Genomic DNA, 14084 nt, shown 5'->3' on the forward strand with positions numbered 1-14084 from the left:
CGAACTCGGAAGTGAAACACAGCTGCGCCGATGGTAGTGTGGCCCAGCCATGCAAGAGTAGGTCATCGCCAGGGTCTTTATCCAAAACCCCTCCCAGTCCCCTGGGAGGGGTTTTTCTTTGGTTCTTCTCCCAAGTCCGGGCAAGGCAGCGCGGATCTTGAGGAAGGAAATCCGGTCCTTGACCTGCCCCCATTCGCCATACCAGCAGTTACTGGGGGGTAGAACCCGGGAGAGCCCCGGCGGGCGTTTTGCCGCCGGGTCGGCAGGAGAACGCGCTCTCCGGCGTCAGCTGCCTCTGCTTTGGGCCAGCAGCTTGAGATCCTTCAGCCGGCGCACGATCCGGTCCGACGTCTTCGTGTATTCACCATCGAGCAGCGCCTTGGAGTCCGCGTGCTTGCCCGACTGCTGCAGCGCGACCACACTGGACGCCTGCTGGTGGAACATCTTGTGTACCGCCCGTAGCTCGGAAAACATCGCGTACTGGCTGAGCTGTTTCTGGCCGTCGGAGTAGATCCACTTGCCGAGGTCGCAGCGGTCATCGTGGCAGATCACCTCGGGCCGCAGGTCTTCGGTCGAGTTGCCGTCGAGGTAGAGCGCCAGACGATCCTTCCAGTTCTGGTGCGCGCCGATCGCCACATCGATGTCCAGCGAGGTCAGTGCATTGCCTAAGTCCTGCTGGGCCTTGTCGCGCTCCGCCTTAGAGCCGAACGACTTGAAGAAATCCAGTAATCCCATGTGTGCCTCTTGTCCGATGGAGGGTTGGGCCAGAAAAAGCAAGAAGCGTGCCCGTTATCACAAATCAGCAAGAAGCGTAATCGCTATCACACACGACAGGGGGGCGCGCGGGTTTCGGAAAATCAATTCGTTGCGCGGTTTCTGGTCGACGTATCGGGACGGAAACTGCCCCGCTGCGTCTTGATGTGACGTCGGTCCGGCAGGGTGACGTGGGGCCGACGTTCCCCCGCTTTTAGCGGACAGCAGAAGTAGATTCAGGCTGCCAGTGCCAGCCACCCAGTCCTCGTCACCATCACGCCGGCAATGCCCCTGCCGTCAGATTCAGCCGCCTACGCGCGTGATGGCGGACACCATCAGGGCGACTACGCAGATGAATCCGCCCAGCCAGCTCAGGCTTCGCAGCATCTGCTGCGCGGTGACATAGAAAATCCCATGAAGCACGCGGAAGGCGATGAAGGCCATCGACAGCCAGGCGATGTGTTGTGCGTCCACCTGCGCGAACTGTGCCATCAGTACCGCGGCGGCGAAGGCAGGGAATGCCTCAAACGCATTGAGGTGCGCGTGATAGGCGTTGCGAACGCGGTGGTTGTCCTGCTTTGCGATCCAGCCGCGGGGATCCTTGTTGTTATAGCCGGGTACCGCGGTCTTGGCGACCACGGTCCAGACGTAGGGTAGGCAGGCGGCGATCAGGATGCAGCAATAGGCGATGAGCATGGGCAACTCCGCGGGTTGGCAGTGCCCGGGAGTCTAGCGCGGTCCATTCCGGGGAGAGGGCAGGGCGGGGCCAGCCAATGGCGGGCGCATGGCGTCGCGGGCGGCCTTGAACGGGTTGCCGGGGCGCCAGTTCGGCCACTGCCCGTTGTTGGCGAGTTGATCGCCCACGGTGTAGAGGGCCTGCAGATCCTCGACGATGCCGTCCAACTTCCAGGTGGCGGGATCGAACTGATCGGCCGGGGTGTGGTAGCGGTGCGTGGTGTAGTCGCGGGTGGCCGCTTCGCCGGCGGCGCGGCCGCCTTCCCGCAGGTCTTCGCCGCTGTCGATGTAGAGCGCCGGCACGCCGGCCTTGGCGAAGTTGAAGTGATCGGACCGGAAGTAATAGCCAGCGGCGGGGTTGGATTCCTCGCTCAGGCGGCGACCCTGGGCGCGCACGGCCTGCGCCAGCAGATCCTCCAGTTCGGAATTGCCCTTGCCGACCACGGTGATGTCGCGCGCCCTGCCGATCGGCGCCAGGGCATCGATGTTCATCACTGCCACGGTCTTGGCCAGTGGGATCACCGGATGGGTGACGTAGTACTTCGAGCCGAGCAGGCCGGACTCCTCGAGGGTGACCGCCAGAAACAGGATCGAGCGCTTGGGTGGCGTCTTGGCATGGCGGAATGCTTCAGCCAGTTCGAGGATGCCGGCCACGCCGGTGGCGTTATCCACGGCGCCGTTGTAGATGTTGTCGCCAGGCTCGCCCTCGTGGGTGCCCAGGTGATCCCAGTGCGCCATGTAGAGGATGGCTTCGTCCGGGGTTTGGCTGCCGGGCAGCAGGCCGAGCACGTTGTGCGATTCGGCGGTGCTGACGGTGCTGTCCAGACGCACAGAGGCCGTGGCGGGCAGCGCGACCGGGCGGAAACCGGGCCGGCTGGCGGCGGCGCGTAACTGGGCCAGATTCAGCCCGGCTGCCTTGAACAACGCCTCGGCGGCTTCGCCGGTGATCCAGCCCTGGATCGGCAGGCGGGGGGCCGGATCGTCTTCCACGCGCAGGTCGTATTGCGGGCCAGACCAGGAATTGCGAACCACTTCCCAGCCATAGGAGGCGCCCGGAGTGTCGTGGATGATCAGCGCGGCAGCGGCTCCTTTGCGCGCGGCTTCCTCGAACTTGTAGGTCCAGCGGCCGTAGTAGGTCATCCGTTCGCCGTCGAACAGGCGCGGGTCATGGGTGTGGAAGCCAGGGTCATTGACCAGCATCACCACGGTCTTGCCCTTGACGTCCACCCCGGCGTAGTCGTTCCAGCTACGCTCCGGCGCGTCCACGCCATAGCCGACGAACACCAGCGGGCTGTCCACGATATCCACGCGGGTCTGGCCGGTGCGGGTGCCCACCACCATGTCGGTGCCGAAGGCCAGGTCCTGGCGGGTCTCACCCATCTTCAGGTGCAGCGCTGCATCCGGATGGGCAGTGGTGCGCAGCATCGGCACGGTCTGCACCCAGGATTCCCCATTGCCGGGCTGCAGGCCGATGCGGGCGAACTGCTGCTTGATGTACTCGATGGTCTTCTGCTCGCCGGCGCTGCCCGGGCCACGCCCGCCGAATGCATCGGAAGCCAGTTGTTCGACATGGGCGGCGAAATCGGCTGCGGTGATGTCGGGCTGGAAGGCATGGTCGCTTGCCTGGACCTGGGGTGTGCCCGCTTTCTGCGCCGTATTCGGGGTGGCCGCTGGCCGCTGGCCCCCGGCACCGCAGCCGGAGACTGCAAGCAGGGACAGGGTAAAGAGCGTTGCGCGCAGCATCGCGGGACTCCGTACGGGTGTCCCGCGATTCTAAGCGGAGCGCGGTTACTCAGTCCTGTGGCGGCGTGGCGCCGTCGTAGCGCACTGCTGTCGCGCCGCTGATGCTGCCGATGCGGGCGCTGGCGTGCACGTACAGCTTCACCTCGCGCTCGAACACCATGGCGCCTTCCACCACTGCGTTCGGGCCCACCACTACGCGGGGGATCTTCTGCTTGCCGAAATGGAGCCCGAAGTTGCCGTGCGGCTTCTCGATCTTGATGCCGCCGGCCACGCGCGAATCGGCGCCAACAGTGATGTCACCGTTCACGGTCTCAATGCGGCCGTCCACCGTCGTGCCGACCAGGCCGATGGCGCCGTTGACGGTGCTGACGTCGCCGCTGATACGCGAGCCGCGATCCGTGAAGATGCCGCCGTTCACGGTTTCCAGGTTGCCGGTGATGCGGGCCTGGCGCCCGAAGCGGATGGCGCCATTCACCGTGGAAACGTCGTGTGCGGCGACGTCGTCGTCGGCACGGATGCCGCCGTTGACGGTCTCCACGTCTTTGGCGCTGGCGCCGCGGTCAAGCTGGATGCCGCCGTTGACGGTGTCCAGGTCGCCGTACGCCTGGCCGGCTTCGGCGGTGATGCTGCCGTTGACCTTGTCGATGTCGCGGCGGCTGTCCGTGGCCTGCGGGGCGGCCAAGGCGGCGCTGGACGCCAGCAGAAGAGTGCAGAGCAGGAAGCGGTTCATCCGGGCCTCCAGGGCCTGTTGGGCATGCAGCATCGGATGCGCCGGGCAGGCGCAGGGTTTACACGCCGCTACAATCGTCGCATCCGCCTTCGCGTGCAAACAGGTATCGCCGTGACCACCCGTCCAACCCGGCCCGCACCCCCCAAGCCCGTCGTCCTGCTGATCCTGGACGGCTGGGGCCATCGCGAGGAGACGGCGGACAATGCGCTGGCGCTGGCGGACTTGCCGCACTGGCGCAAGCTGCTGGCCACCTGCCCGCATACGCTGATTCACACCGAGGGCCGCTTCGTCGGGTTGCCGGACGGGCAGATGGGCAATTCCGAGGTCGGCCACATGAACCTGGGCGCCGGCCGGATCGTTTACCAGGACCTGACACGCATCGATGCGGCGATCGAGGACGGCAGCTTTTTCGGTAATCCCGAACTGCAGGCCGCCTGCGCCGCGGCGAAGGCCAATGGCAGCACCCTGCACGTGATGGGGCTGCTGTCGCCCGGCGGCGTGCATAGCCACGAGCAGCATCTGTTCGCGATGCTGGAGCTTGCCCACCGTGCCGGCGTGCCGCGCGTCGCCGTGCACGCCTTTCTCGACGGCCGTGACACGCCGCCGCGCTCGGCGGAGCCCAGCCTGCAGGCCCTCCAGACGCTGTGCGCACGCCTGGGCAATGCCCACGTGGCCAGTATCCATGGCCGCTACTACGCGATGGACCGCGACAAGCGCTGGGACCGCCTGCGGCGGGCCTGGGACGCGATTGTTGAAGCCAGTGCCGAACAGCGCGCCACGGATGCGCTGTCGGCGCTGCAGGCCGCCTATACGCGCGGTGAGAACGATGAGTTCGTCGCTCCCACGGTGCTGGATGGCGCCGCGCCAATGCGCGACGGCGACGCGGTGGTGTTCATGAATTTCCGCGCCGACCGCGCGCGCCAGCTCACGGCGGCGTTCGTCGATCCCGCGTTCGACGGCTTCGCCGCGCGGCGTCCGGCGCTTGCGCGGTTCGTCTGCCTCACCGAGTACGACGCCAGCCTGCCGGCGCCGGTGGCCTTTCCGCCTGAGGACCTGCGGCATACCTTCGGGGAAGTGGTGGCCGAGGCCGGCCTGACCCAGCTGCGCATCGCCGAAACCGAGAAGTACGCGCACGTCACCTTCTTCTTCAGCGGTGGACGGGAAGCCCCGTTCCCCGGTGAAGAGCGCATCCTGATCCCCAGCCCGCAGGTGGCCACCTACGATTTGCAGCCGGAGATGAGCTGCCCCGAACTGACCGACCGGCTGGTGGAGGCCATCGGCGGGGGGGGCTTCGACACCATCGTTTGCAACATCGCCAATCCCGACATGGTGGGCCATAGCGGCATCCTGCAAGCCGCCATCCTTGCCGCGCAGGCGGTGGATGTGGCGATCGGCCGGATCGTGGCGGCGGTGCGCGCGGCCGGCGGCGCGCTGGTCATCACCGCCGACCACGGCAATCTGGAGATGATGCGGGACCCCATCACCGGCCAGCCGCATACCGCGCACACCGTCGGTCCGGTGCCGCTGGTCTATGTCGGGGATCGCGCGGCGTCGCTGCGCGCCGGCGGTGCCCTGCGCGATGTCGCGCCGACCTTGCTCGATCTGCTGGGCCTGCCCAAGCCCGTCGAGATGACCGGCACCAGCCTGCTGCAACCAATTTGATGCGCTGGCGCCGTGCCCTGCTCTGCTGCCTGTTGCCGGTGATTGCCGGAGGGGCTTTTGCGCAGAACCAGAAGGACGCCGAGAAGCGCCTGCAGCAGGTGCGCGGTGAGCTGCGGTCGGTGGCCGCGGAGCGGCGCCGGCTGGAAGACCAGCGTGGCGATGTCAGTCGGAAATTGCGCGAGGCCGACCTGCAGGTGGGCGGCATCCAGCGCGCCCTGCACCAGACCCGTGCGCAGATGCAGCAGGACGAAGCAGAGCTGGCGCGCCTGCAGGCCGAACGCGCCCGCCAGAGCGGCGACCTGGCCGGCAAGCGTGAAGCGCTGGCGCGCCTGCTGCGCGCGGCGCAGCAGGGGGGCGAGGCGCCGCCGCTCAAGACCCTGCTGGCGCAGGACCGCGTGGCCGATGCCGAGCGCGCGCTCACCTACCAGGGCTACCTGCAGCGCGCGCAGGCCGCACGCATCCGCCAGCTGGGCGAGGAGATCGCCCGCCTCCAGGCGCTGGAGGACGCCATCACCCGGCGGCGCAGCGCGCTGGATGCGGCCGGTCGCGCGCAGGCGGCGCAATTGGCGGAATTGCAGCGTGCGCGCGAGGCGCGCGCGCGCCTGTTGGCTGAGGTTGACCAGCAATACCGCGACCGTGCGGCGCGCGAGAAGGCGCTGGGCCAGGATGCGAAGGCGCTGCAGGATCTGTTGGCCCAGCTGCGCGCCGCCGCTGCCAGGGCGGCGCGCGAGGCGGCGAAGGCCCGGCAGGAGGCCGAGCGGCAGGCCAAGGCCAGCGGCCGGCCGGTGCCCAAGCCGGCGGTCGTGGCCAGCGCGCCTGCAGTGCGGGTAGGCGGACTGAGTTGGCCGGTCACCGGCAACCTGCTGGCGGCCTTCGGCGGCCGGCTTCCCGACGGGCGCCGCAGCGATGGCGTGCTGATCGCCGCGCCCGCCGGCTCCGCGGTGAAAGCCGTGGCGGAGGGGACCGTGGTGTTCGCCGACTGGATGACAGGCTACGGCAATATCCTCATCATTGATCACGGCAACGGCTACATGAGCCTGTATGCCCACAACGACGGGCTGTTGCGCGGTGTTGGCGATCCGGTGCGCCGGGGCGATCCCGTGGCCACGGTGGGCAGCTCGGGTGGCCAGGAGTCGCCGGCGCTGTATTTCGAGCTGCGCCGAAACGGTGCCCCGGTGAACCCGTCGGATTGGCTGACCCGGCAGTGACGCCGCTGTCCCGGCGGTATGGTTCGCAGGCATGATGGGGAACCGGCGCCAACCGGCGCGGGTCGAACCCCAGTTCGCCACAGATCCAGCGGAGCATTGCATGCGGCCCCAATTCCTGTCCTTCCTCATCGCGATCGCGCTGCTGCCCCGGCCCTTGCCTGCGCAGGAGGCCCCGGCGACCGGAACGGTGCAGGACGACGAGGCCCAGCAGACCAGCGACGATCCCGACGCGGTCAAGGCCGGTGCGGCCAAGGTGCCGCTGGAGGAGATCCGCCGTTACGTGACCGTGTTCAACGCGATCCGCCAGGCCTACGTGGACCCGGTGGACGACCACCAGCTGATGTCGTCCGCCGTGCGCGGGTTGCTGTTCGATCTCGACCCGCACAGCGCCTATCTCGAGAAGGCGGATGCCGAACAGTTCGAGGAGCAGACGCGCGGCAGCTACGACGGCGTTGGCATCGAGCTGCAGCAGCTGCCTGACGGCACCCTGCGGGTGATCGCGCCGATCGACGACAGCCCGGCCGCGCGCGCCGGGCTGCGCAGCGGCGACCGCATCGTGGCCATCGACGGGCGGGGCTTGATGCGCGGGCAAAGCGATGCCTCCGCCCCGCTGCGCGGCAAGGCCGGCAGCAAGGTGGTGGTGCGGGTGGTGCGCGAGGGCGTACGTGAGCCGTTCGAGGTGACCCTGGTGCGCGACACCATCCGCGCCACCAGCGTGCGCGGCCGGATGCTGGAACCCGGCTTCGGCTACATCCGCATCGCGAGTTTCCAGGCAGGAACCGCCGCCGATTTCGTGAAACAGCTCGACGCGTTGCAGCAGGGCGCGCCCCTGCGCGGCCTGGTGCTGGACCTGCGCAGCAATCCGGGCGGTCTGCTGGTGGGCGCGGTGCAGATCGCCGACGAACTGTTGGACAAGGGCGGCATCGTCAGCACCCGCGGGCGTGCCAGCATCGGCGACAGCCGTTTCGATGCCACCCCCGGCGACCGCCTGCAGGGGGCGCCGATGGTGGTGCTGGTCGATGCCGGTTCCGCCAGCGCCGCCGAGGTGCTGGCCGGGGCGCTGCACGACAACCATCGCGCCCGCGTGGTGGGCAGCCGCACCTTCGGCAAAGGCTCGGTGCAGAGCCTGCTGCCACTGGACAACGGTGATTCGATCAAGCTGACCACGGCACGCTATTACACCCCCAGTGGGCATTCGATCCAGGCACGGGGCATCGAGCCCGACGTGGTGCTGCATCCCGAGGGCGCGCAGCGCCGGCCTGCGCCGGTCAGTGAGGCCGTGCTGCCGGGCCATCTGGCCGCGGAGGACGGCGCCGCGATGGAAGGTGACAATGCCGGGGAGGTGCTGCCCGGGACGAAGCCGATCGATGCGGCACTGGCCGAATTGAAGCGGCTGGCCGGCGTGGTGGTTGCGCCGCCGGCCAAGGCCAGTAAGTGATCCTGCAAGCCGTTCAGTAACCGCGGCTGCGCCGCAGGCGGCGGGCGATGGACGCACGGCTGAGCAGGGCGAACAGCACGCCGAATACGAAGCCTGCGATATGCGCAGGCCAGGCCACCGCACCGAAGGTCGGGCCGCCGTAGGCGAAGCCCAGCTGCAGCAGCGCCCACATGCCGATCAGCAGGAACGCCGGCACCCGCACGAACTGCAGGAAGAGTCCCAGCGGCAGCACTACCCCCAGCCGCGCGCCGGGGAACAGGGCGAGGTAGGCCCCGATCAGTGACGACACCGCACCGCTGGCGCCGATCACCACCCGGTTCGGGGCGCCAATCGCAAGCACGGCGGCCAGGTTCGAGAACGCGCCGCCCAGCAGGAACAGCAGCAGCAGCCGCCCGCCGCCCATGATGCGCTCCGCCGGCAAGCCGAAAATCAGCAGGAACACCAGATTGCCGAGCAGGTGCAGCCAGTCGGCATGCAGGAACAGGCCGGAGAACAACCGCAGCACGCTGCCATCGGCAAAGGCCTGCTGCCATGCCGCCGCGCTGTCCAGCCCGCCGGTCAACACGCCCCAGTCCAGCGTGCTGGTGAGGCGCCCGGCTGGTGCGCGCAGGGCGGCCAGGACATAGCTCAGCCAGAGCGCTGCGAACAGCAGCGGAGTGGCCCATAACAATTGCCGCTGCCGGCGTGGGCGGATGCCGATGAACATGGAGGAGTGTCGCGTCCGGCCGGGGGCAAGGTGCCCGTAAATGTTATTGGAAGGTTAACCTTTTCAGGTATAGTCACATACGGCGTAGTACGTCGGAGGGGGACTCCGGTACACGCAAGCAGTGACCCACGGGCCGGCGTTCCGCCGCCTGCGGACGATCCTATCAACGCTTAGTATCCGGAGAGACATGCAATGAGCAACAACCGCAAGATCCAGGCCTCGGCGCTCGCGCTGGCCGTGATGGGCACCCTGTTCGTCGGCCAGGCCGCCGCTTCCGGCTTCCAGCTGCGCGAGCAGAGCGTGAAGAATCTCGGCAAGTCGAACGCCGGCAGCATGGTCGGCAAGGACGCCGCCGTGGTGTCGCTGAACCCGGCCGCGATGGTGAACCTCGACAAGAACACGGTACAGGCCGATCTGACCGTGATCGATCTCAATGCCAAGTTCACCGGCGGTGGCGCCATCCTTGGCAGCCCCCTCAAGCCCCTCTCCGGCGGCAACGGCGGCGACCCGGGCGACCCGACCCTGGTGCCCAATATGTCGGCGGTGTTCCCGATGCACGGTGCGCTGGAAGGCCTGACCCTGGGCGCCAGCCTGGGCGCGCCGTTCGGTCTGGCGACCGAATACGACAAGGGCTGGGTGGGGCGCTATCGCGCACTGAAGTCCGACGTGAAGACCATGGACCTGACCCTGTCGGCGGCGCTCAAGCTGAGTGATGGCATCTCGATTGGTGCCGGGTTCATCTGGGAGCGCGCCCAGGCCACCCTGACCAAGGCCATCGACTTCGGCACCGCCATCTGCGCATCCAGCAACCCGGCCAACTGCTTCAACCCTGCCTATCCGTTCCAGCCGCAATCGCTGGACGGTGCATTCCAGGTCAAGGGCGCCGACAACGCCGTTGGTTTTGTCGTGGGTGCGCAGATCGCGCCGAATGACAAGCTGGCCATCGGCCTGAGCTACCGCTCCGAGATCAAGCACGAGCTCAAGGGTGATCTGGACTTCTCCGGCGTTCCGGCGCTGCTGGGCAGCGATCCGCGCTTCGTCGATGGCCCCGGCGGTGCACGCCTGGTCACCCCGAGCGTCGCCACGGTGAGCGTGAAGTACGCGCTGGCCGACAATATCCGCGTGCTCGCCGATTACCAGCGCACCGGCTGGAGCTCGCTGCAGGATGTGACCATCCGCCGCAGCAACGGCACGCTGGTGGGCAGCGAGCCGTTCGAGTGGAGCAACACCAATTTCTACTCGCTGGGCGCCGAGTACGACCTGTCGCCGGCGCTGACCCTGCGTGGCGGCATCGGCAAGGACAAGACCCCGACCAACGACAAGCGCCGCACTCCGCGCCTGCCCGACAACGACCGCACGCTGTATTCGGTCGGCGCCAGCTGGAACGTGAGCGATGCGCTTTCGTTCGATGCGGCCTACCAGCGCATCGAAATCAAGTCGCCCACCATCAACCTGCCGGTGGATGCCGCGGCTGGCAATACCTCCACCCTGTCCGGCAAGTACACTGGCCACGCCGATCTCGTGGGCGTGTCGATGCAGTACCGTTTCTGATCCACACGGTCATGTGACAAGAAAAAGCCCCGCTTCGGCGGGGCTTTTTCGTTTCCAGAGCCACCTTGTGTGACGCGCCGCATGTGATGCGGCGCGTCTTGGCGACGGGCGCGGGTCAGTCGCCCAGGGTCAGCAGGCTGGCGTTGCCACCGGCGGCGGTGGTGTTGATGGTCACCGTCTTTTCGGTGGCAAACCGCGGCAGGTAGTGCGGGCCGCCGGCCTTGGGGCCGGTGCCGGACAGGCCCTGGCCACCGAACGGCTGCACGCCGACCACCGCGCCGATCTGGTTGCGGTTGACGTAGATGTTGCCGACCTTGGCGCGCGCCACGATGCGCTCGATGGTGGCGTCGATGCGCGAGTGGATCCCCAGGGTCAGCCCGTAGCCAGTGGCGTTGATGGCGTCGATCACCGCGTCCAGTTCGTGTGCCTTCCAGCGCACCACGTGCAGGGCCGGGCCGAATTTCTCGCGGTCGAGCAGCGCAATCGACGGCAGCTCCCAGGCGGTGGGTGGGAAGAAGGTGCCGTGCTCGGTGCCCGGCGGCAGCGGGGTGCGGGCGATCAGGCGAACCTGGCTGTCCATGCGGCGGGCATGGTCGTCCAGGACCTGGCAGGCGTCGGCATCGATCACCGGGCCGACGTCGGTGGACAGCAGGGCCGGGTCGCCGACCTTCAACTCGGCCATCGCGCCGGCCAGCATGGCGATGACCTTGTCGGCGATGTCCTCCTGCACCAGCAGCAGGCGCGCCGCCGAGCAGCGCTGGCCGGCGGAGGTGAAGGCCGAGCCCATCGCATCCTTGACCACCTGTTCCGGCAGCGAGGAGCTGTCGGCGATCATCGCGTTCTGGCCGCCGGTTTCGGCGATCAGCGTGGCGATCGGGCCGGACTCGCGGCCGGCCAGGGCGCGATTGATCAGGCGTGCGGTTTCGGTGGAGCCGGTGAAGCAGACGCCGGCCACGCGCGGATCGCGCGTCAACGCTGCACCGACGCTGGCGCCATCGCCTGGCACGAACTGCAGCACGTCCTGCGGAATGCCGGCCTCGTGCAGCAGCTGCACGGCGGCGAAGCCGATCAGGTTGGTCTGCTCGGCCGGCTTGGCGATCACGGTGTTGCCGGCCGCCAGCGCAGCGGCAATCTGGCCGAGGAAGATGGCCAGCGGGAAATTCCACGGGCTGATGCAGACGAACACGCCGCGGCCGGCCAATTGCAGTTGATTGGCTTCGCCGGTGGGGCCGGGCAGCGCCATCGGGGCGAAATGCTCGCGCGCCTGCAGGGCGTAATAGCGCAGGAAATCCACGGCTTCGCGTACTTCGGCGACGCCGTCGGCCAGGGTCTTGCCGGCTTCTTTGGTGCACATCGCCATGTAGGCGGGCATGCGCGCTTCCAGCAGATCGGCGGCGTGCTCCAGGATGGCGGCGCGTGAGCCGGCCGGGGTGGCGTCCCAGCCCGGCTGGGCGGCCACGGCGTTGGCCAGGGCGCGCTCGACCGTGGCGGCATCGGCCGGCAGCCAGTGGCCCACCACCTCGCGCCGGTCGGCCGGGTTGGTCACCGCGATCGTCTCGCCCGCGGCCTGCGCGCCCGGTACCAGCGGTGCGGCGGTCCAGTGGCCGGCACCGGCGTCATTCATGGCGGCGGCCAGATCCCGCAGCGCGTCGTCGTTGGCAAGGTTGATGCCCATGGAATTGTCTCGTGGCTGGTGCTGGCTGCGGTACAGATCCACCGGCAGCGGGATACGCGGATGCGGGATGTGTTCAAGGGCGGCGACGAACTCGACCGGATCGCGGACCAGTTCTTCCACCGGGATGGATTCATCGGTGATGCGGTTGACGAAGCTCGAGTTGGCGCCGTTTTCCAGCAACCGGCGCACCAGGTACGGCAGCAGATCCTCGTGGCTGCCGACCGGCGCATACACGCGGCAGGGCACGTCCAGCCGGTCGGCCGGGATCACCTCGGCGTAGAGGTCGTCGCCCATGCCGTGCAGCTTCTGGAACTCGAAATCACGGCGGCCGCGCATCACCCGCGCCATCTGGTGCACGGTGGCGATGGTGTGGGCATTGTGGGTGGCGAACATGGGATAGACCGCAGCGCCGGCATCCAGCAACCGACGGGCGTTGGCCAGGTAGCTGACGTCGGTGTTCTGCTTGCGGGTGAACAGCGGGTAGCCGGGCTGGCCCTCCACCTGGGCGCGTTTGATTTCGGCGTCCCAGTAGGCGCCTTTGACCAGCCGTACCGGGATACGGCGGCCCAGTTGGCCGGCCATGTGCACGATGTGGTCGATCACGAACGGCGCGCGTTTCTGGTAGGCCTGCACGACGATGCCGAAGCCGTTCCAGTCGCGCAGTGAGGGGTCCGCCATGACCTGGAAGATCAGGTCCAGCGACAGTTCCAGGCGGTCGGTTTCCTCGGCGTCGATGGTCAAGCCGATGCCGTACTGCTTGGCCAGCTGTGCCAGCTCCAGCAGGCGCTCACCCAGTTCTTTCAGCACCCGCGCACGCTTGGCGTGCTCATAGCGTGGATGCAGGGCCGACAGCTTGACCGAGATCGAAGGCGCGGCAAACACCGCCTCCGGGTCGGCCGGGCGGTGCGGCGCGTAATCCTTGCCGATGGCGTGGATCGCGCGGCGATAGGCATCCAGATAGCGCAGGGCATCGGGGGCGGTCAGCGCACCTTCGCCCAGCATGTCGAAGGAGTAGCGGTAGTGCGCACCTTCGCCTTTGCGGCTGCGTGCCAGGGCTTCCTCGATGGTCCGGCCCAGCACGAACTGGTGTCCCATGATTTTCATCGCCTGGCGCACGGCCAGGCGGATGACAGGCTCGCCGGCGCGGCCCACCAGGCGCTGGAAGGCGCCGTAGGCATCGCGCTTGGTGTCGTCGGCCAGGTCGACCAGCTTGCCGGTCAACATCAGGCCCCAGGTGGAGGCGTTGACCAGCAGCGACTCCGACTGGCCGAGGTGGCGACGCCAATCGGCCTCGCCCAGCTTGTCGCGGATCAGCGCGTCGGCAGTGGCCTGGTCGGGGATGCGTAGCAGCGCCTCGGCCACGCACATCAGCAGCACGCCCTCCTCGCTGCCGAGGTCGTACTGGCGCATGAAGGCTTCCACCACGCCCTGGTTGCGGGTACGGGCGCGCACCCGGCGCACCAGGTCGGCGGCCACTGCTTGTGCGGCATCGCGCTCGGCGGCGGGCAGGCGGGCCTGGTCCAGCAGCTCGCGGACGTGGGTGGCCTCATCGCGGATCCAGCCGGCGGTGATGGCCGCGCGGGTCGCCGCCGGCGGGGGCGGCAGTTCCGGGGACAGGATGGGGGCGGTGGGGACGGGGGGGGGTTGGGTGCTCATGCGCCCGCAGGCTTTGGTATCAGGGGGCGCATAGTGTAGATCGACGGCACGGAACGGGCATGTGCAGGTTGCCGTGGCCCCGCTGCGCCAGTAATCTTTGACACAGGTCAAGACGGGGGCGCCACGCCTGTGCGTGCTTGATCCGAATCAATACGGGCTGCGGCGTGCTGGCAGCCTGTCGGGGGCGGATGGTTCCATCCGGGCAAGTAACGGCCCGGGGAGAGGCG

At 68.1% G+C, this 14084-nt stretch carries 10 protein-coding genes; 4 read left to right on the forward strand and 6 right to left on the reverse strand.

What is annotated here, in order from left to right:
* Positions 1 to 285: 285 nt before the first annotated feature.
* The 4 genes from ACK4SG_RS09920 to ACK4SG_RS09935 all read right to left on the reverse strand — a co-directional run bounded on the left by ACK4SG_RS09920 (position 286) and on the right by ACK4SG_RS09935 (position 3994).
* Positions 286 to 735 carry a CZB domain-containing protein gene (locus tag ACK4SG_RS09920; protein ID WP_409601589.1) on the reverse strand — a complete coding sequence of 150 codons (450 nt, stop codon included), beginning with the start codon at positions 733 to 735 and terminating at the stop codon, positions 286 to 288.
* Between the two features lie 321 nt (positions 736 to 1056).
* A complete protein-coding gene (locus ACK4SG_RS09925) occupies positions 1057 to 1449 on the reverse strand; it encodes an MAPEG family protein (RefSeq protein WP_409601590.1) in 393 nt (130 codons plus the stop codon).
* A 33-nt stretch (positions 1450 to 1482) separates the two neighbouring features.
* Positions 1483 to 3231, reverse strand: coding sequence for a M28 family metallopeptidase (locus tag ACK4SG_RS09930; RefSeq protein WP_409601591.1), 1749 nt, complete (start codon positions 3229 to 3231; stop codon positions 1483 to 1485).
* 49 nt (positions 3232 to 3280) lie between these two features.
* Positions 3281 to 3994 (reverse strand): hypothetical protein, encoded by a 714-nt coding sequence (locus ACK4SG_RS09935; RefSeq protein WP_409601592.1) that lies wholly within the window; start codon positions 3992 to 3994, stop codon positions 3281 to 3283.
* A gap of 78 nt (positions 3995 to 4072) precedes the next feature.
* Here ACK4SG_RS09935 and gpmI point away from each other — a divergent pair, with 78 nt between their 5' ends.
* The 3 genes from gpmI to ACK4SG_RS09950 all read left to right on the forward strand — a co-directional run bounded on the left by gpmI (position 4073) and on the right by ACK4SG_RS09950 (position 8269).
* Positions 4073 to 5623: a 2,3-bisphosphoglycerate-independent phosphoglycerate mutase gene (gpmI, locus tag ACK4SG_RS09940; RefSeq protein WP_409601593.1), complete on the forward strand. Its 1551-nt coding sequence runs from the start codon at positions 4073 to 4075 to the stop codon at positions 5621 to 5623.
* The gene (locus ACK4SG_RS09945; RefSeq protein ID WP_409601594.1) at positions 5623 to 6831 is read left to right on the forward strand and encodes a murein hydrolase activator EnvC family protein; all 1209 of its coding nucleotides are present in this window, start codon (positions 5623 to 5625) and stop codon (positions 6829 to 6831) included. The genes gpmI and ACK4SG_RS09945 overlap by 1 nt, the downstream gene beginning before the upstream one ends.
* A 100-nt stretch (positions 6832 to 6931) precedes the next feature.
* The gene (locus ACK4SG_RS09950) at positions 6932 to 8269 is read left to right on the forward strand and encodes a S41 family peptidase (RefSeq protein WP_409601595.1); all 1338 of its coding nucleotides are present in this window, start codon (positions 6932 to 6934) and stop codon (positions 8267 to 8269) included.
* 13 nt (positions 8270 to 8282) lie between these two features.
* Here the strand turns inward: ACK4SG_RS09950 and ACK4SG_RS09955 are convergent, their stop codons facing one another.
* Entirely contained in the window at positions 8283 to 8975 is a 693-nt protein-coding gene (locus ACK4SG_RS09955; protein ID WP_409601596.1) for a rhomboid family intramembrane serine protease, read from the reverse strand.
* Positions 8976 to 9167: 192 nt separating this feature from the next.
* On the opposite strand from ACK4SG_RS09955, the gene ACK4SG_RS09960 reads away from it, so the two are divergent.
* A complete protein-coding gene (locus ACK4SG_RS09960; RefSeq protein ID WP_409601597.1) occupies positions 9168 to 10526 on the forward strand; it encodes an OmpP1/FadL family transporter in 1359 nt (452 codons plus the stop codon).
* Between the two features lie 115 nt (positions 10527 to 10641).
* Here ACK4SG_RS09960 and putA read toward each other — a convergent pair whose 3' ends face one another.
* Positions 10642 to 13857, reverse strand: coding sequence for a bifunctional proline dehydrogenase/L-glutamate gamma-semialdehyde dehydrogenase PutA (putA, locus tag ACK4SG_RS09965; protein ID WP_409601598.1), 3216 nt, complete (start codon positions 13855 to 13857; stop codon positions 10642 to 10644).
* Positions 13858 to 14084: the final 227 nt, after the last annotated feature.

The sequence above is a fragment of the Thermomonas sp. genome (assembly GCF_046293095.1).
GTDB lineage: Bacteria > Pseudomonadota > Gammaproteobacteria > Xanthomonadales > Xanthomonadaceae > Thermomonas.

Coding starts and splice junctions, on each gene's coding strand:
- ACK4SG_RS09920 (WP_409601589.1), bottom strand. CDS start 735: ATGGGATTACTGGATTTCTTCAAGTCGTTCGGCTCTAAGGCGGAGCGC.
- ACK4SG_RS09925 (WP_409601590.1), bottom strand. CDS start 1,449: ATGCTCATCGCCTATTGCTGCATCCTGATCGCCGCCTGCCTACCCTAC.
- ACK4SG_RS09930 (WP_409601591.1), bottom strand. CDS start 3,231: ATGCTGCGCGCAACGCTCTTTACCCTGTCCCTGCTTGCAGTCTCCGGC.
- ACK4SG_RS09935 (WP_409601592.1), bottom strand. CDS start 3,994: ATGCTGCATGCCCAACAGGCCCTGGAGGCCCGGATGAACCGCTTCCTG.
- ACK4SG_RS09945 (WP_409601594.1), top strand. CDS start 5,623: ATGCGCTGGCGCCGTGCCCTGCTCTGCTGCCTGTTGCCGGTGATTGCC.
- ACK4SG_RS09950 (WP_409601595.1), top strand. CDS start 6,932: ATGCGGCCCCAATTCCTGTCCTTCCTCATCGCGATCGCGCTGCTGCCC.
- ACK4SG_RS09955 (WP_409601596.1), bottom strand. CDS start 8,975: ATGTTCATCGGCATCCGCCCACGCCGGCAGCGGCAATTGTTATGGGCC.
- ACK4SG_RS09960 (WP_409601597.1), top strand. CDS start 9,168: ATGAGCAACAACCGCAAGATCCAGGCCTCGGCGCTCGCGCTGGCCGTG.
- putA (WP_409601598.1), bottom strand. CDS start 13,857: ATGAGCACCCAACCCCCCCCCGTCCCCACCGCCCCCATCCTGTCCCCG.